The 17,796-nt window shown below is 69.5% G+C and carries 15 protein-coding genes; 11 read left to right on the forward strand and 4 right to left on the reverse strand.

The features are described 5' to 3' along the window. Positions 1-2: 2 nt before the first annotated feature. The 4 genes from H0B56_RS04475 to H0B56_RS04490 all read left to right on the forward strand — a co-directional run bounded on the left by H0B56_RS04475 (position 3) and on the right by H0B56_RS04490 (position 3,668). Positions 3-995 carry a hypothetical protein gene (locus H0B56_RS04475; RefSeq protein ID WP_343063743.1) on the forward strand — a complete coding sequence of 331 codons (993 nt, stop codon included), beginning with the start codon at positions 3-5 and terminating at the stop codon, positions 993-995. 396 nt (positions 996-1,391) lie between these two features. Continuing rightward, positions 1,392-1,988 carry a response regulator transcription factor gene (locus tag H0B56_RS04480; RefSeq protein WP_089300146.1) on the forward strand — a complete coding sequence of 199 codons (597 nt, stop codon included), beginning with the start codon at positions 1,392-1,394 and terminating at the stop codon, positions 1,986-1,988. Positions 1,989-2,192: 204 nt separating this feature from the next. After that, positions 2,193-2,765, forward strand: a complete 573-nt coding sequence (locus H0B56_RS04485) for a sigma-70 family RNA polymerase sigma factor (protein WP_089300147.1) — start codon at positions 2,193-2,195, stop codon at positions 2,763-2,765. Further along, complete coding sequence (locus tag H0B56_RS04490) at positions 2,766-3,668, forward strand: anti-sigma-D factor RsdA (RefSeq protein ID WP_180891593.1); 903 nt, start codon at positions 2,766-2,768, stop codon at positions 3,666-3,668. Positions 3,669-3,764: 96 nt separating this feature from the next. Here the strand turns inward: H0B56_RS04490 and H0B56_RS04495 are convergent, their stop codons facing one another. Further along, positions 3,765-4,142: a DUF5319 domain-containing protein gene (locus H0B56_RS04495; protein WP_245818545.1), complete on the reverse strand. Its 378-nt coding sequence runs from the start codon at positions 4,140-4,142 to the stop codon at positions 3,765-3,767. Positions 4,143-4,610: 468 nt separating this feature from the next. Between H0B56_RS04495 and guaB the strand changes: the two genes are divergently transcribed. The 3 genes from guaB (at position 4,611) to H0B56_RS04510 (ending at position 9,241) form a co-directional block, all read left to right on the forward strand. Next, positions 4,611-6,131, forward strand: coding sequence for an IMP dehydrogenase (gene guaB, locus H0B56_RS04500; RefSeq protein WP_180891594.1), 1,521 nt, complete (start codon positions 4,611-4,613; stop codon positions 6,129-6,131). A gap of 105 nt (positions 6,132-6,236) precedes the next feature. Continuing rightward, on the forward strand, positions 6,237-7,373 hold the full coding sequence (locus tag H0B56_RS04505; protein ID WP_180891595.1) for a GuaB3 family IMP dehydrogenase-related protein: 1,137 nt from the start codon (positions 6,237-6,239) through the stop codon (positions 7,371-7,373). Positions 7,374-7,519: 146 nt separating this feature from the next. Then, on the forward strand, positions 7,520-9,241 hold the full coding sequence (locus tag H0B56_RS04510; RefSeq protein WP_343063744.1) for an FAD-dependent oxidoreductase: 1,722 nt from the start codon (positions 7,520-7,522) through the stop codon (positions 9,239-9,241). A 14-nt stretch (positions 9,242-9,255) separates the two neighbouring features. Here H0B56_RS04510 and H0B56_RS04515 read toward each other — a convergent pair whose 3' ends face one another. Next, on the reverse strand, positions 9,256-10,707 hold the full coding sequence (locus H0B56_RS04515; protein WP_180891597.1) for an aldehyde dehydrogenase family protein: 1,452 nt from the start codon (positions 10,705-10,707) through the stop codon (positions 9,256-9,258). Positions 10,708-10,836: 129 nt separating this feature from the next. On the opposite strand from H0B56_RS04515, the gene guaA reads away from it, so the two are divergent. Next, positions 10,837-12,408, forward strand: a complete 1,572-nt coding sequence (gene guaA / locus H0B56_RS04520; protein WP_343063745.1) for a glutamine-hydrolyzing GMP synthase — start codon at positions 10,837-10,839, stop codon at positions 12,406-12,408. A 90-nt stretch (positions 12,409-12,498) separates the two neighbouring features. Here guaA and H0B56_RS04525 read toward each other — a convergent pair whose 3' ends face one another. Both H0B56_RS04525 and H0B56_RS04530 read right to left on the reverse strand, forming a co-directional pair. Beyond that, entirely contained in the window at positions 12,499-12,711 is a 213-nt protein-coding gene (locus H0B56_RS04525; RefSeq protein WP_180891598.1) for a hypothetical protein, read from the reverse strand. Continuing rightward, entirely contained in the window at positions 12,704-13,999 is a 1,296-nt protein-coding gene (locus H0B56_RS04530) for a PspC domain-containing protein (RefSeq protein ID WP_180891599.1), read from the reverse strand. The genes H0B56_RS04525 and H0B56_RS04530 overlap by 8 nt, the downstream gene beginning before the upstream one ends. A gap of 103 nt (positions 14,000-14,102) precedes the next feature. Between H0B56_RS04530 and H0B56_RS04535 the strand changes: the two genes are divergently transcribed. The 3 genes from H0B56_RS04535 (at position 14,103) to H0B56_RS04545 (ending at position 17,791) form a co-directional block, all read left to right on the forward strand. After that, entirely contained in the window at positions 14,103-15,491 is a 1,389-nt protein-coding gene (locus H0B56_RS04535; RefSeq protein WP_180891600.1) for an ATP-binding protein, read from the forward strand. 62 nt (positions 15,492-15,553) lie between these two features. Further along, positions 15,554-16,198: a response regulator gene (locus H0B56_RS04540; protein ID WP_343063755.1), complete on the forward strand. Its 645-nt coding sequence runs from the start codon at positions 15,554-15,556 to the stop codon at positions 16,196-16,198. A gap of 318 nt (positions 16,199-16,516) precedes the next feature. After that, a complete protein-coding gene (locus H0B56_RS04545) occupies positions 16,517-17,791 on the forward strand; it encodes a DUF445 domain-containing protein (RefSeq protein WP_180891602.1) in 1,275 nt (424 codons plus the stop codon). Positions 17,792-17,796 lie beyond the last annotated feature (5 nt).

A 17,796-nucleotide genomic window follows, 5' to 3' on the forward strand; every position in this document is an offset into this window, starting at 1 on the left:
TCGTGAACCCGGTGCAGCGGCGCGTGTACGAGGCCGCGTTCGGCGGCGATCCGTGCCTGGACGAGGAGATCGTCGCCGGTGCGGAGTCGGGTCCGCCGCGGATGCGCTGGCTGTCCGCGGTGCTCAACGGGGCACGCGGACGGTACGCGCGCGCGGCGGTGGTGCTGGGTGACCTCGTTCGGGACACCGACCCCGTAGTGAGCTCGCTGGCGGCGAGTACCCATGCGGCACATCGCCGGCAACTGGGTGGTCACGCGGCGGCCCGCCGGTGGGACGCGCGCGCTCTGGCGCGGATTGTCGCCGGTTACGGGACCGGCGATGCGGTCGCACCGGACGGGACGGACCGGTGCGGTGTGACCGCGCACGCCGCGCTGCTGGACGCCCGGCTCGGGCTGGCCGCTGACGCGCTGGCGCTGGGACGCGGGCGGGAGGCTCGTGTCTTGCTTGCCGGGGCGGAAGCCGCCGCGTCACACCCGGGGACCGGCTGGCGAAGCAGGGTGCGATGCCGTTGGGTGCGGGCAGAGCTGGAGCTGGCCACGGGGCGTCCCGCCGCGGCGTGCGCACCCGCGGAGCGGGCCGCGGAGCTGTCCCGCGAACACGGCGCGGTCCGGCATGCGGTCAAGTCCGACATCGTGCTCGCCTCGGCCCGGACGGCTGCCGCGCGGGGAGATCCCGGCTGTACGGCGCACGCCGGGGAGCTCGCCGAGCGCGCCGCCGACACCGCGGAAAGCTACGGGCTGTTGTCGCTGCTCTGGCCGGCCGCGCTGGTGGCAGCGGAGTGCCGTGCCGCGGACGCGGCGGACTGTAGGGATGTGGCCTGTCGTGCTGCGGACGCGGCTGAACATGGGGATGTGGCCTGTCGTGCTGCGGACGCGGCCAAACATAGACATACTGTGCTGAGTACGTTACACAGAGTGCTACGACAGACCGATCCGGAGGGTAGGGAATGTGCCATCGCCTCGCCGTGGGTCCCGGTGACGGGTGATGCTCGGTGACCGTGGTGCGTCCCGGCGGACGGCCAGAGCCGCAGCGGCGCTGCCCGGCTGCCGGTTGGCTGGGCCGCTCGCGTGGTGACGGGCGTCGGGGCGGTCCTTGGCGCGGCGTTCCGGGTCGGTGCTCGGTTGGTCGCCATGGGGGTACGTGGCCCGCGCGTGCCGGGTGTGCGGACGAGGGCACCGGCTCCTGCCGTGCCCTGCTCGCAGGGTGATGACAGGCGGGGCGGTTATACCGGACGTGGGTACCGGGGTCCCCGGAACATCTACCGATGTGAGCACGCGTGCAGACATCTGGGCGAAAGTCGCCGAAAAAAAGCCACCGGATCGTGTCAAGGTTGGGCCAAAAGTGTCCGATAGGGGAAGTGGAACGTCACCCGGCTGCAGGAAGGAATCCCCGTGACGACGGTCTTGATCTGCGATGACCGACGCAGTGTTCGCGAAGGACTGACTCGCGTGATGTCGGCTGTGCCCGGAGTCAGCCGAATCGACTGTGTTGCGCACGGAGAGGAGTTGCTGACGAGATACTCGCGGCAGCCGGTCGATGTGGTGCTCGTCGGCACCCAGCGTGCCGTACCGACCGGCGTCGAGGCGACCAGGCGGTTGGTCTCGGCCAGCCCGCAGGCGAACGTGATCGTGTTCGGGGCTCCCGACGACGCGAGCAGCATCGCCGCGGCGATCGCCGGCGGGGCACGCGGTTACCTTCGCTGGGACGCCTCGCGCCCCGAACTGGTCGCGGCCCTCGCGCACACGCTCGCCAGTACCTCGGTGCCGACCCAGCGGCAACCCTCCGACCCGGCCGTACAACTGACCGACCGGGAGCTTCAGGTGCTACGCGGCATGAGTCAAGGGAAGAGCAACGGCCAGATCGGCCGCGAGCTCTACCTGTCGGAAGACACCGTGAAGACGCACGCGCGACGCCTGTTCCGCAAGCTCGGCGTGCGCGACCGGGCGCAGGCCGTTGCCTACGGCTTCCGTCGCGGCCTCGTAGCCTAGGTCACACTCGCGGGCGCGTGGCCGTGGCCGCCGCTATGCGGCTGTCGCGGCCACGACTTCCCGATTCCACACGCTCACCGTCGACACCTTCGAGGTCAGTGGACCTCGCAGGGTACCGTAGAGTGGTCACCGGCGGCGCTGGCCGACCGAGTCCGCGCCGTAACCCCTGCTCGCCTACACGTAACGCCAGGACCCTTGTCTGCGATGTCGAATGTGGGGGATGGACTCGACGAGTCGGTAACGGCTGCGGTCGAGGGCGATCCTCAAGCGATCGAGCGGCTACTGTCCGCTATCCGTCCCCTCGTGGTGCGGTACTGCCGCGCCCGGGTCGGGATGCAGGAACGTTCGTTCGCCTCTGCGGATGACGTCGCTCAGGAGGTGTGTCTGGCAGTGCTGACCGCGTTGCCTAGCTACCAGGATCAGGGGAGGCCGTTCCTGGCCTTCGTATACGGCATCGCGCAGCACAAGGTCGCGGATGCGCATCGGGCGGCCAAGCGAAACCGGATCGACCCGGTTTCGGAGGTCCCGGATGACGTCGAGACCGGTGGCGGGCCCGAGCAACGTGCTATGCAGGGCGAGCTGAACGCGCGGATGTCGCAGCTGCTTGACGTGTTGCCCGACAAGCAGCGCGAGATCGTGTTGTTGCGGGTCGTGGTCGGGATGTCCGCGGAGGAGGCCGCCGAAGCTGTGGGGTCGACTCCTGGGGCGGTTCGGGTCGCTCAGCATCGCGCGCTCGCGCGGCTGAGGAAGGCCCTGGCCGCGGAGGAGGTGGTCTGAGTGACCGATCGAGAATGGCAGTACGGTCCTGACGGTCAGAACCCTGAGCCCGATGATCTTGCTCAGATCCAGGCCGACGACGCGTTGCTGGATGCCCTGGGGGGTGCCGACCCGAACAAGGCGGATGAGCTCGGCGAGGCGGAGCTCAACGCCCTCCTGCTGTCCTGGCGGCGTGACGTGGACGGCGAGTCGATGCCCGAGCTGGTGGACACCGGCACCGCGGTGACGACCGTTCGGACGGCCGAGATGGCCAGGAAGCACAGCTCGAGCGCGCGGAGATGGAAGTACCTGGTTCCGGTGGCGGCCGCGGCGACCGTGCTCGGCATCGCGTTCGCGGGCACCGGCATCGCCGCACGGGACGCGCAGCCGGGTGACGCGCTGTGGGGTGTTACCAAGGTGCTCTACGCGGACAAGGCGCGTTCCATCGAGGTCGCCTCGGAGGTTCGTCACGACTTCGAACTCGCCAGGTCCGCGATCTCGAAGGGGCAGCTCAACCAGGCTCGTTCGGCGCTCGACGAGGCGAAGGTCGCACTGGACTCGATCGTGCTCGAGGAGGAGCGCGCGGAGCTGAGCGAGCAGCACGAGGAGCTGATGACGCAGCTCGACGAGGACTCCGGCGGTGACAGCGGGTCGACGGATCAGGATGACGGTGACGCGGCACCCGCCGCGGACGAGACCTCGGCAACCAGCTCGAGCCCGACATCGTCGTCGGAACCGCGCTCGTCGACCTCGGCTCCGACGACCTCGTCCGAACCGACCGAGAGCAGCGAGCCGACCACGACCTCGTCCAGCCCGACCTCGAGCTCGACGCCGTCGACGAGCGAGCAGTCGCCGCGGATCGGGACGTCCGAGCCCGGCGAGGACGAGGGTGAAGGGCAGCAGAGCGAGGACAGCCAGGAGTGACGGAAGGGAGCCGTGCGGGTACGGCTCCCTTCCGTCACCGTCCGTCACGGCCGATGTGCACGGCGCGGGCCGGTGCCGGCCGGCGGTGAGCTCGGTTCAGTTGGCCGTCGTGACGCCGTCGGCGAATCCCCGGCAGTACTCCCAGCTCACGTAGTCGTGCGGGTCCGGGTCGAAAGCCGGCTCGTGAGGTCGCATGCGCTCGTCGGTCAGCAACTGCTCCAAGCTGGCCCGGAGTAGATGCCACTCGTGGAAGTGCGCTTGCTCACAATCGACGCAGTCGACCACGATTCCCTGGACGCCGCGTGGCTCGAGCAGCGCCTGGTAGATGGAGAGATCCGCGAGGTCGGCAAGAAGCTCCGCCCGCTCAGCCTCACTGATCGGTTCGCCTCGGTCGTCGTCCATGGCGTCCAAGCTCTTGGCAGGATCGTTCGGATCGTTGGCGAAGGGATCTGGGGGCAACAAGTTGTGCGGCACGCTAGCACGGTACTAAAAGGGGAAGGACGGTAGCTCGAACAGGGGGGCCGAAACGTCCGCCTGCCGTGGCCGAGCCTGGCTGGGCGGCTTGTGTGCAACCCGCTGTGGTGGTGGGTCGGGTTGTTCGTGGCTGTGGGGTGGTTCGGTGGGGTGTGTCTCGCCGGTGGTCGCCGGTCGCGAGCCGGCCGTAGCCGGCCCCCGCCCGGCGACCTGTGAACAACCCGCTGTGGTGGTGGGTCGGGTTGTTCGTGGCTGTGGGGTGGTTCGGTGGGGTGTGTCTCGCCGGTGGTCGCCGGTCGCGAGCCGGCCGTGGCCGAGCCTGGCTGGGCGGCTTGTGTGCAACCCTCCGGGACGGTGCCTGAGGTGACATGCAGATACCATGGCCGTACGAGCTTTTCCGGCCGCACTCGCGTGTTCGACCAGCACCAGCGGCCTACCGACGAGGGTGAGGAAGGTCAGCCATCCACGATGACCACTGAGACCGCAAGTGTTCTTCCCAGCAAGTTCGCCCAGCTCGGCCTGACCTTCGATGACGTACTGCTGCTGCCGGCCGAGACCGATGTCCTGCCGAGTAGCGTGGACACCAGCGCGCAGCTGGCACGCAACGTCACATTGCGGATCCCACTGGTGTCGGCGGCCATGGACACCGTCACCGAGGCTCGCATGGCGATCGCGATGGCGCGCGAGGGTGGGCTCGGCGTGCTGCAGCGCAACCTGTCCATCGACGACCAGGCGATGCAGGTCGAGATGGTGAAGCGATCCGAGGCCGGGATGGTGACCGACCCGGTGACCTGCTCCCCCGAGGACACCCTCGCGGAGGTCGACGCGCTGTGTGCCCGGTTCCGGATATCCGGTGTTCCGGTGACCGACGCGTCGGGAACGCTGGTGGGCATCATCACCAACCGGGACATGCGGTTCGAGGCCGACCACTCGCAGCCGGTCAGCGAGGTGATGACCAAGACCCCGTTGATCACGGCGCAGGTCGGCGTTTCGGCAGACGTCGCGCTCGGGCTGCTGCGCAGGCACAAGGTGGAGAAGCTGCCGATCGTCGACGGGGCAGGCAAGCTGCGCGGGCTGATCACGGTCAAGGATTTCGTCAAGACGGAGAAGTACCCCGACGCGACCAAGGACACCGACGGCCGGCTGCTGTGCGCGGCGGCTGTCGGAGTGGGCGCGCACGGGCAGCAACGGGCGCTCGCCCTGGCCGACGCCGGGGTCGACGTGCTGATGGTCGACACGGCGCACGGCCATTCACGGGACGTGCTGGACACGGTCGCAGCGGTGAAGAAGGAGCTCGGCGACACCGTCGACGTGGTCGGCGGCAACGTGGCGACGCGGGCGGGCGCGCAGGCGATGGTCGATGCCGGTGCCGATGCGGTGAAGGTGGGTGTCGGGCCCGGGTCGATCTGCACGACCAGGGTCGTCTCGGGCGTCGGTGTCCCACAGATCAGCGCGATCTACGAGGCGGACCTCGCGTGCCGCCCGGCCGGGGTGCCGGTGATCGGTGACGGCGGCATCCAGCAGTCCGGTGACATCGTCAAGGCCATCGCGGCCGGGGCGTCGACGGTGATGCTGGGCAGCCTGCTCGCAGGCACGGCCGAGTCTCCCGGTGAGGTCGTCCTTGTCGGCGGCAAGCAGTTCAAGAGCTACCGTGGCATGGGCTCGCTCGGCGCGATGCGTTCGCGCAGCCAGGACGGCGGTAGCGGCGAGTCCTACTCCCGGGACCGCTACGCCCAGGACGACGTGCTCTCCGAGGACAAGCTGATCCCCGAAGGCGTCGAGGGTCGTACCCCCTATCGCGGCCCGCTCGGCAGCGTCGTACAGCAGCTGGTCGGGGGCGTGCGCTCGGGGATGGGATACACCGGCGCCCGCACGATCGGGGAGTTGCAGGAGGCGCAGCTGGTGCGGGTCACCGCGGCCGGGCTCAAGGAAAGCCACCCGCACGACGTGACGATGACGGTGGAAGCGCCGAACTACACGACCCGGTAACGCGGACGCCCACCGAGTCGGAAGCCCCCACCCCGTCCGCTGCAGCCGGGCGGTGCGGGGAGAATGCTCGCGACGCATGTTCGCGTTCAGGCGAAGGGAATTCACGTGCGGGATCTTGTCGAGATCGGCATGGGGCGCACCGCCCGCAAGGCCTATGACCTCAATGACGTCGAGATCGTGCCGTCCAGGCGGACACGCTCGTCGAAGGTTGTCTCCACGGCGTGGCAGATCGACGCGTACCGCTTCGAGCTGCCACTGGTCACCCACCCCTCCGATGCGATCGTATCCCCGTCGAGCGCGGTAGCGATCGGTGAGCTGGGTGGTCTCGGCGTGCTCAACGCCGAGGGGCTGTGGGCGAGGCACGCCGACGCGGAGGGAGCGCTGGCCGGCCTCCTGCGTACCGCGGAGAAGGCAGACGACCCCACGATGCTGATCCGTGAGCTGCAGGACCTGCATGCCGCGCCGGTACGCGGGGAGCTGATCGCCGAAGCGATCAAGTCGGTACGCGAGTCCGGGGTCACGGTAGCGGCACGGGTCAGTCCGCAGCACGCGGCGGAGCTCGCTCCCGACCTGCTTGCGGCCGGTGTGGAGCTGCTGGTCGTGCAGGGCACGATCGTCTCGGCCGAGCACGTCTCCCAGGAGGGCGAGGAGCCGCTGAACCTCAAGGAGTTCATCGCCGATCTCGACGTCCCGGTCATCGCGGGCGGGGTCAGCGACTACCGGACCGCGATGCACCTGATGCGCACCGGCGCGGCGGGCGTCATCGTCGGTCAGGGCTACACCCCTGGAGTGACCAGCACCGATCGTGTGCTCGGCATCGGGGTGCCGATGGCGACCGCGCTGGTGGACGCGGCCGCGGCTCGGCGGGACTACCTCGACGAGACCGGCGGGCGTTACGTGCACGTCCTCGCCGATGGCGGTATCACCTGCAGTGGCGACATCGCCAAGGCGATCGCCTGCGGCGCGGACGCGGTCATGCTGGGGTCCCCGCTGGCAGCGGCAGCCGAGGCGCCGGGGCGGGGGCTGTACTGGACCTCGGCAGCGGCGCATCCCTCGCTGCCACGGTCGCGGGTCGCGTCGGCCACCGACCAGGAAGTCGACCTCAAGACGCTGTTGCTCGGCCCGGCCTCGGACGCGGACGGGACGATCAACCTGTTCGGCGCGCTGCGACGGGCGCTGGCCAAGACGGGCTACTCCGACCTGAAGGAGTTCCAGAAGGTCGAAGTGACCGCGCGGGTGTGACCGTCCGGGCGCGAACCGGGGTGACGGCAGTCGCCCGCGGGCAGCCGAACCCGCGTTGTTGTGTCGAGATCACGCTCGCCGGTCAAGGTGACTGATGGGTAACCTGGCTATGGCTCGCCGCGGTACGCGGGGTTATGCTATTTGCTGTGACTGCGCGTAACACTACGACACGTGAGGCCGACTACGACGTCATCGTGGTCGGGTCCGGATTCGGCGGGAGCGTTGCCGCGCTACGGCTGACCGAGAAGGGCTATCGGGTCGCCGTCGTCGAGGCGGGCAGGCGGTTCAGCGACGACGAGCTCGCCAAGACGTCCTGGGACCTACCCAAGTACCTGTGGGCACCTGATCTCGGCTGCTACGGGATCCAGCGCGTCCACATGCTCAAGGACGTGATGATCCTCGCCGGTTCCGGCGTCGGCGGAGGTTCGCTGGTCTACGCCAACACCCTGTACCGGCCCCTGCGTGGTTTCTACACCGACAGCCAGTGGGCCCACATCACGGACTGGGAGACCGAGCTCGCCGCGCACTACGACCAGGCGAGCCGGATGCTCGGTGTCGTCGACTACCCGGGCAGCACCCCGCACGACGACGTGATGCGCAAGGTCGCAACGGACATGGGGGTCGCGGACAGCTATCACCCGACACCGGTCGCGGTGTACTTCGGCGAGCCGGGCGAACGGGTGTCCGACCCGTACTTCGGTGGTGCCGGGCCGGACCGGACCGGCTGCACCGAGTGCGGGCAGTGCATGACCGGTTGCCGGGTCGGGGCGAAGAACTCGCTGGTAAAGAACTACCTCTACCTCGCGGAGCAGGCCGGGGCACAGGTCATCCCGATGACCACGGTTACCGCGCTGCGCCCCCGGGGGGACGGGTCCTACGAGGTGGACGTACGCAAGACGGGACGGCATACCCGTAGGTTCCGGCACACGCTGACAGCCGGGCAGGTCGTTCTCGCCGCGGGGACCTGGGGAACGCAGCGGCTGCTGCATTCGATGCGCGACACCGGCGCGATGCCGCGGATCTCCGCCAGGCTCGGTGAGCTGACCCGCACCAACTCCGAGGCCATCCTGGGCGCGGGGAGGCTGTCGGTGGATCCCGACGTCGACTTCAGCCAGGGAGTCGCGATCACCTCCTCCATCCATCCCAACGAGACCACCCATATCGAACCCGTCCGCTACGGCAAGGGCAGCAACGCCATGGGGCTGCTGCAGACCATCGCCACCGACGGGGACTCGCCGGTGCCACGCTGGAAGCAAGCGCTGCGGTACATGGCGCGCCACCCCATCGAGACAGCCAGGTTGCTGCGTACCTACCGGTGGAGCGAGCGCACGATGATCCTGCTGGTCATGCAGTGCCTGGACAACTCGATCACGACGTTCACCAAGAAGGGCTGGTTCGGTCGCAGGCGCTACACCTCCAGGCAGGGCCACGGCGTGCCCAACCCCACCTTCATCAAGGAGGGCTACGAGGCGACGAACCTGGTGGCTGAGCACATCGGTGGGGTGGCAGGTGGCACGTGGGGCGAGCTGTTCAACATCCCGCTCACCGCGCACTTCATCGGTGGCTGCGCCATCGGTTCCACCGCTGACGAAGGCGTCATCGACCCGTACCACCGGCTGTACGGTTATCCGGGCGTCTCGGTCATGGACGGTTCGGCGATCACGGCGAACCTCGGTGTCAACCCGTCGCTGACGATCACCGCGCAAGCCGAACGCGCGTGCTCGTTCTGGCCCAACCGGGGCGAGCAGGACCCGAGGCCGGCGCAGCACGAGGGTTACCGGCGGATCGAGGCCGTGGCGCCGCGGCATCCCGCCGTTCCGGACGGGGCGCCCGGCGCGCTGCGCCTGCCGATCACCGAGGCGCGCTGAGCGGGCGGCGCGCCCTACCCGACTCCCGTGCCCGCCTCGGCGAGGAACACCGTGCGGCGCTCGGCGAGCAGCGTGTCCACCATGGCGCGTACTCCCTCCACACCGGCCTCTCCAGCTGTGCCGTCGGCACATCGCTCGCCGGAGAAGGGGGACACGTCACCGATGATCACGCTGCCGGCGTCGATCCGCTCGCACGCGTGCAGCGCGCGCCGGGTGTCGCGGGTGAACACGCCGGCCGCCGAGCCGTCAGGCGTGTGGCAGGCCAGCGCGTACGCCTCGTCTGCGGTGCCTGCCACCCGTACCGCCAGCACGGGCCCGGTCACCGGCCGGTCCCACAGCGCGACCCCTGCACCGACGTCGGTGAGCACGGTGGGTTCCACGACAGCTCCGTCGCGCGTACCGCCCGCCCGGACCCGCGCGCCTGCCGAGGTGGCTTCGGCGATGGCATCGGTGACACCGGCCGCGGATTCCTCGTCCGGCAGCGGGCCGACGTCTACCGCGTCGTCGTAGGGGCTGCCGGTCCGTCGCTGCCGCACCGCCTCGCTCAGTAGCCCGACGAACTCGTCGGCGACCGGCTCCTCGACGATGACCCGCTGGGTCGTGCGTGACGAGACACCGCCCGGCGCCGTTCCCGCTGCCGCGACGCGTTCCGCGGCGCGGTGCAGGTCCGGCCAGTCGGACAGCACGATCGCCGTGCCCAGGCCACCGCTCTCGTGAGCGACCCGCTTGCGGCCCGCCGCCGAGGCGATCCGGTCACCGGTGGATCCCGCTCCACTGGACAGCACGACGGGCAGCCGGGGATCCGCGGCCAGCGCCCGGGTGGTCTCGTGCCCGGCCGGGAGCACGGAGAACCAGCCGGTGGGCAGTTCCGCGTCGGCGAGCAGCTCGCCGAGCAGCAGGGCGGACAGCGGGGCCCGCTGAGCGGGCTTGAGCACGATCGGTGCGCCTGCGGCGAGGGCCGAGGCGGCCTGCCGTACCGCCACCCACAGTGGTGCACCGCTCGAACCGATCCCCAGCACGGGGCCGCGCGGCGCCGGGCGGATGGTCACCCATGCTGCCGGGTGGTCCTGTACCGCGGCGTGGTGGTGGGCACGGCCGGTGCCGCACGGAGCCGTCTCGGCAGCCGCCTCGCAGAACGCCGCGGCCTGCGCGACCTCGGCAGGCGTGCGGGTGATCGGTGTGCCGCACTCCGCGGTGAGCAGTTCGGTGATCTCCTCCTCCCGGTCACGCAGCCGTGCCGCCAGCGTGACCAGGACGGCAGAGCGGGTACGGGCCGGTGTGCTGCGCATCGCGGCCACGGCGGCGGACGCGGCCTGCACGGCACGCTCCACCTGCTGATCGCCGGGTACGGCGGCGTCGGCGACCGGGCTGCCGTCGTACGGGTGGGTTACCGTCGCCGTCGTCTCGCCCTGCTCGGGCGTGCCCGCGATCCAGCAGGCACGGGGCTCGGGCATGATCGTGTCCATACGCTCACCGTATGTGGTCGCCTTCACCGGACCGACGGTGGACGGGTACATCCCTGACCTCCCCGCGCACGCGCACGAGCCCACCTGGGAAGATGAGGGCACGGTCTACCAGCCACCGGGAGGAACGCCGTGCCTAGCCCTATCGGGCCGGATTCGACCGGCCCCGTTCTGGTTATCGATTTCGGTGCGCAGTACGCTCAGCTGATCGCGCGCCGCGTGCGTGAGGCACAGGTGTACTCCGAAGTGGTGCCGCACACCCTGTCCGCTGCCGAGATCCTGAGCAAGCGCCCTGCCGCGGTCGTACTCTCCGGCGGCCCGGCCAGCGTGTATGCCGAACAGGCCCCGGACGTGGCCCCGGAGCTGCTCGATGCGGGCGTGCCGGTCTTCGGGATCTGCTACGGCTTCCAGCTGCTCGCCCGGGCGTTCGGCGGCACGGTGGAACGCACCGGAACGCGGGAGTACGGCAGAACCGACCTCGATGTGACGGGTACCGGCGGCAAGCTGCACGAGGACATGCCCGGCAGGCATCCGGTGTGGATGAGTCACGGGGACAGCGTGACAGCCGCACCAGAGGGTGCGACCGTGACCGCGCGAACGGATGGATCCCCGGTGGCGGCGTTCGAGGACGTCGAGCGCCGCATCGCGGGCGTGCAGTATCACCCCGAGGTCGCGCACTCGCCGCACGGACAGGAGGTGCTGCGGCGGTTCCTGCACGAGATCGCCGGACTGCGCCCGTCGTGGACCACCGCCTCGATCGTGGAGGAACAGGTCGCCGCGATCGCGGAGCGGGTCGGCGAGGGCCGCGCGATCTGCGGGCTGTCCGGCGGGGTCGACTCCGCGGTCGCGGCCGCCCTGGTCCACCGCGCTATCGGTGACCGGCTCACCTGCGTGTTCGTCGACCACGGGCTACTGAGAGCGGGGGAGCGAGCCCAGGTCGAACACGACTTCGTCGCCGCGACCGGGGTACGGCTCGTGACGATCGATGCGCGGGAGGATTTCCTCGGCGCGCTGGCCGGGGTGACCGACCCGGAAGCCAAACGCAAGATCATTGGCGGCGAGTTCATCCGGGTGTTCGAGAAGGCCGAGCGTGACCTCGCCGCGCAGGGTGACTACCGGTATCTCGTACAGGGGACGCTGTATCCGGACGTCGTCGAGTCCGGCGGCGGTACCGGAACGGCCAATATCAAGAGTCACCACAACGTCGGCGGCCTGCCGGAGGATCTCGACTTCGAGCTGGTCGAGCCGTTGCGCCTGCTGTTCAAGGACGAGGTTCGCCGGGTCGGCCTCGAGCTGGGGCTGCCGGAGACGATCGTCTACCGGCAGCCGTTCCCGGGGCCGGGCCTTGCCATCAGGGTGGTCGGTGAGGTCACCGGTGATCGGCTCGACACGCTCCGCGCCGCCGACGCGATCGCGCGCGAGGAGCTGTCCCTCGCCGGGCTGGACCGGGACATCTGGCAGTGCCCTGTGGTGCTGCTCGCCGATGTGCGCAGCGTCGGTGTGCAGGGGGACGGCCGCACCTACGGTCATCCGATCGTGCTGCGCCCCGTCTCCAGCGAGGACGCGATGACCGCTGACTGGACCAGGCTGCCCTACGAGGTGCTGGAGCGGATCTCGACGAGGGTCACCAACGAGGTGACGGGGGTGACCAGGGTGGCGCTCGACGTGACGTCGAAACCGCCGGGCACCATCGAGTGGGAGTGACCGCTGCCCCTCGAGTAGCGGGCGAGCCGAAGGACTCCTCGGGTACGAAATATGTACTGAAGGAGTCCTTCGGCTCGCCCAGCACGGCCGTCAGGAGCCGCGGCGCAGGGAGCTGATCAGCAACACGACGCCGATGGTGATCGCCCCGCCAGACAGTAGCCAGTGCGGGTCCAGGCCGGCCGGCACCATGGCGCCGTCACTGAGCACGTACCCGGCGATCGCCAGTGTCGCCAGGCCGGCGAGCAGGGTGACCGCGTCGAGACGGCGGCCGGTGTGCCGGGAGTGCTCGTCGCCCTCAGCCACGCCGGACCTCCACCGTGCCCAGCGTGCTGTGCAGGTCGAGGGTGATCAGCCGGTCGGAATCCGGATCCTCGCTCTCGATCGTGCCGGAGGTCTCGCTACCGAAGCCGTCCCGGTGATACCCGAGGCAGTCCACGGTGCCCACGGCGCTGGAGCAGCTGAACCGCACATCGGCGTTCTCCGGCACGGTCACCGTCGTGTTGCCCATGACGTTGCGTACCTCGGTCCGGACCGGATCCGTGCCGGACAGGCGCGTCAGGTCGAGCGTGACGTTACCGGCCGTGCTCTCGTAGCGCTGCTGCACCTGAGCGGCCGTGGCCGGCGTCGCGTCGATGTTGCCCCAGCTGCCCCAGTACAGGTCGTGCCCCGGTATCGCGGTCAGCGCCAGCCCGGCGACCGACAGGGGCACAGCCAGTGCGATCAGGCCCCGGCCCCCGCCGAACAGTGCCCCGGCCAGCAGTCCGAGCCCGACCACGGCGAGTGCTAGCCCTACGATGTGCTGCGCGGAGAACCACGGGTAGCCCGCCAGCCCGAGTGCGGTACCCGCACCCGCGATGAGCAGCATGGCTCCCGTGGTGACCAGCCCCACCCGCGTGCGGCCGCGGGGAGCACCGGTGGCGGGCTCGGGCTCGGCCGCGTCCTGCTCAGCGAACTCCCACCCGAACGGTGACCCCCCCAGCGGGTCCCACGACTCCGGCGACCGGGCTACGCCGGTAGCCGCGCTTTCCGAGCTGTGCGATTCCGTGCCCGCCGCGTACGGGTCGTACAGGGCATCGCCGTTCGCTCTCGCCTGACCCGCGTGCGCGCTCGTCCCGGACCCTGAGGCGGGCGTGACCGGCCGGTTCTCGTGCCCCCTGCTGCGGTGCAGCAGGTACAACCCCACGGCAAGGAGCACGAACCCGACGAACCCGCCGCCGTGCATGCCCATGCCGAGGGTGCCGCTCGCCACCGGGATGAGGGCGATGCACAGCACGATGGTCAGCGTGTGGGACGTCGAGCTGCGACCTCGTCCGAGAAGCGACTCGACGGGGGAGACCTCATCGCCCTCCTCGGGGAAGAGCAGCCATCCCAGCAGGTATGCCAGGATGCCCGCACCCCCGACGAACGCGGCCACCACGAGCGCGACTCGCACGACGACGGGATCGATCGCGTAGCGGTTGCCGATCGCAGCGGCCACTCCGGCGCACTTGCGTCCGCGGCGTGGCCGGCGTGGCCTGCTCGTCCACAAGTCCCGCAGCGTGGCCTCGATGCCATCAGCCGCCGATGACGTCGTGCCTCCTCCAGCGTTCATGCCTCGATCATCCGCGCTCCGGTGCCTTCCGGCATCAGGGGCCGTCCCTGAGATTGCTCCTGGGGGCCTTCCCTGATGCGCGGGCCGGGTGAACCGTGTGAACATGGACGCTGTGCAGGAACGGGCCCCGGCGCAGGATGCTGAGCGCGAGCGCTCGGCTGCGCCTGTCGAGGTGGCGGAGCGCGCGGGCACCGAGCCGCGCTCGATCCCGGACACCCGCAGCCCCGAGCTGACCGACGGTGGGCGTGCTCCGAAGCTGTACCGCCGCCGCAGCGGCCGCGTGATCGCGGGCGTATCGGCGGGCCTCGCGGAGCATCTCGGCGTGCGGGTGCTGTGGGTGCGGATCGCGTTCGCCCTGTTGTGCGTGCTCAGTGGCGCCGGCCTGTTCGCGTACGGCCTGCTGTGGATGTTCGTTCCGCAGGGCGCGCGGAGTGACACCGCGCGCGACGTGTCGGCGGCCGAGCGCCAGCAGGCGTTCGGGGTGCTCGCTCTCGCTGTGGGGCTCACGGTCGCGGGCGGCATGCTCTCCGGCGTGTTCAGCGGGTGGATGGCCGGGCCGCTCGCGCTTGCCGTGCTCGGTGCCGTCGTGGTGTGGCGGGAAGCCGACGAGTCGCAGCGGGACCGCTGGCGCACCGGCGCCAGGGCAGGCGTGGCGGGCATGGTGCGTGGCCGCGGTGGCTGGACGGCGACGGTACGGATCGTCGCGGGCGCGCTCCTGGTGGCATCGGGGCTCGGCCTGGTACTGCTGCGCGGCGGGAGCTTCGATCAGATGCAGTTCGCGTTGCTCGCGGTGCTCGCCACGTTGGTCGGGGTGGCCGTGCTCACGGTGCCGTTCTGGCTGCGGTTGGTGCGTGACCTCGGCGAGGAGCGGCGCGCACGGATCCGTACCCAGGAGCGCGCCGAGATCGCAGCGCACCTGCACGACTCGGTGCTGCAGACGCTCGCGTTGATCCAGAAACAGGCCGAGGCGCCCCGCGAGGTGGCCAAGCTCGCGCGCGGGCAGGAGCGGCAACTGCGCAGGTGGTTGTACGGACCGTCGGGGTACGGCAGCGGTGGACAGGACTCCGACCAGGCAGCGCGTGCGGAGCAGCACTTCGCCGCGGCGTTGCAGGCGGCGAGCGCCGAGGTGGAGGACAGTTTCGGTATCGCCGTCGACCAGGTCGTCGTCGGCGACACCGAGCAGGACGGGCAGTTGGGCGCGCTGGTGATGGCGGCGCGGGAGGCGATGATGAACGCGGCCAAGCACGCCGGCGTCGCCGAGATCAGCGTCTATGCCGAGGTGGAGCCGGAACAGGTTGCGGTGTTCGTGCGCGACCGGGGGAGCGGCTTCGACCCGGAGCGGGTTCCGGAGGATCGGCGGGGTTTGATCGAGTCCATCCACGGCAGGATGGAGCGCCATGGTGGCGACAGCACGGTGCGCGCCGCGCCGGGCGCGGGAACCGAGGTCGTGCTCACCATGCCACGGGTGGTGACCAGGGAAGGGGCATCGTGACAGGGAACGGTACTGCGGATGGTGACGCAACCGCCACCGAGGGCGGTGGCGATGCCGGGCCGGTGACGGTCTTTCTCGTGGACGATCACGCGCTGTTCCGCGCGGGCGTGCGTACCGAGCTGGAGCAGATCAGCGACCGGGTTGCGGTGGCAGGTGAGGCCGGTTCGGTACGGGAGGCGATCACCGGTATCGCGCGAACCCGGCCCCAGGTCGTGCTGCTCGACGTGCACATGCCTGACGGCGGTGGAGCCGAGGTCCTCCGGCAGCTGCGCCCGGAGCTACCGGAGGTGGTCTTCCTCGCCCTTTCGGTCTCGGACGCGGCCGAGGACGTGATCGCGGTGATACGGGGAGGTGCACGCGGCTACGTCACCAAGACGATCTCGTCCGACGAGCTGGTCGACGCCGTGCTACGCGTGGCCGAGGGGGACGCCGTGTTCTCTCCCCGGTTGGCGGGGTTCGTACTCGACGCGTTCGCGGACCGGCCGGGCGCGGCACCGGTCTCCGATCCGGAGCTGGACGTGCTCACGGTGCGGGAGCGCGAGGTGCTGCGGCTGCTCGCGCGGGGATACGCCTACAAGGAGATCGCCTCGGAGCTGTTCATCTCGGTGAAGACGGTGGAGACGCACGTGTCGAGCGTGTTGCGCAAGACGCAGCTGTCGAATCGCTACGAGCTGTCCCGCTGGGCATCGGATCGCAGGTTGGTGTAGCGCGGCGGCCACCGGGATCCTGCGCGGGTGACGGTCGCGCCGCGGCTGCGGTGACCGGTCCGTGACGAGGACCACCGGCGGTCGTGTCGCCTGCGTCATAGCAACTCCGGGCCCCAGCGCGGACAGTGGGGGAGCGGTCATTCCGTGTGGCGGATGGCGTAGGTTTGCACCAGCCGTGCGGGAGTCCGGCGAGAGGCAGGTCACGGGCGATGCTGCGTGATCTGGTGGAGTGAACAGCCCGACTTACGAACAGCCCGCAGCCCGCTCGTGTATGCGGTCCATGCTCTGCCGGGGCGTTGCCAGGAGGATCACACGCGAATGGAACAGGCACTGCTGCTCCATTTGGTAACGATACCGCTGTTCACCGGCGGTATCGGTTACGTGACCAACTGGACCGGCGTCATCATGCTCTTCCAGCCGTTGCGTTTCTACGGTGTTCGCGTTCCCGGTCTGAAGGTGCTCTTCCCGTTCTTGCCCCGGCGAATCCAGATTGTTCCGGCCATCAGCTGCGACGGCCGTTTCGGTTGGCAGGGTATCGTTCCCTCGCGCGCGTCGAAGATGGCGAGTATCGCGGTGGACAAGGGGCTCGCCAAGCTGGGAAGTATATCCGACTTCTATCGCGAGCTGGATCCGGACAGGATCGCTCAACAACTGACCCGGGTGGCCCAGTCCGAGATTCGCGATGTGGTGGAGCGGATCATGGCACGGGAAGAGCCCGAGCTGTGGGCCGAAGTTCCGCAGCAGGTCAAGAACGCTGTGCATGAGCGCGTCCGGGCGCAGCTCCCGGGTATCGTGCGCGAGCTCACGACCCGGATCGGCGAGAACATCGATCAGTGCATCGACGCCAAACTGATGGTGATGCGTCACCTGGAGCGTCACCCCGAACTGCTGAACGACATGTTCAAAAAGGTCGGCAAGAAGGAGCTGAGGTTCATGCAGAACTTCGGCTTCTACTTCGGGTTCCCGATGGGGTTCGTTCTTGTCGCGGCGGTCGAGATCTGGCCGTACTGGTGGGTTCTTCCTGTCGGTGGCGTCATCATCGGGTACGTCGTGAACTATCTCGGAATCGCGATGATATTCGAGCCCGTGTACCCGAAGAAGTGGGTTCCGTGGCGTCAGGGGTTGTTCATCAGACGCAAACCCGAGATCGCGGACGTCTACGCGAAAATAATCTCGGACAACGTGATAACCATTCAGAACGTGGGGCGTGAGCTGCTGCACGGACCCCGCTCGGACCGTACGCGGCAGCTGCTGGAGTCCGCGTTGCGTCCTGCGGTGGATCGTGCGATGGGCCCCGTTCGCCTGCCGGTCCGGCTGGCGATGGGCGCGGGGACGTACGAGCGCATCCGTAGCTCGGTGGCTGTAGAGGCCAGCGCGTTCGCGCCCACCGCCTTCGACGATGAGCGATTCAACGTGCAGCAGGCCAACCGGATCTTCCGGTTCGTCGGTGCGCAGATGCGCATGATGAGCCTTGACGACTTCAACGAGCTCATGCGTTCGGCGATCAAACAGGATGAATGGTTGCTGTTCCTGCACGGTGCCGTGCTCGGGTTCGGCGCGGGTCTTTTGCACCTGGCGATATTCGGAGTGTGAGCGTA

The organism is Haloechinothrix aidingensis (genome assembly GCF_013450155.1).
GTDB lineage: Bacteria > Actinomycetota > Actinomycetes > Mycobacteriales > Pseudonocardiaceae > Haloechinothrix > Haloechinothrix aidingensis.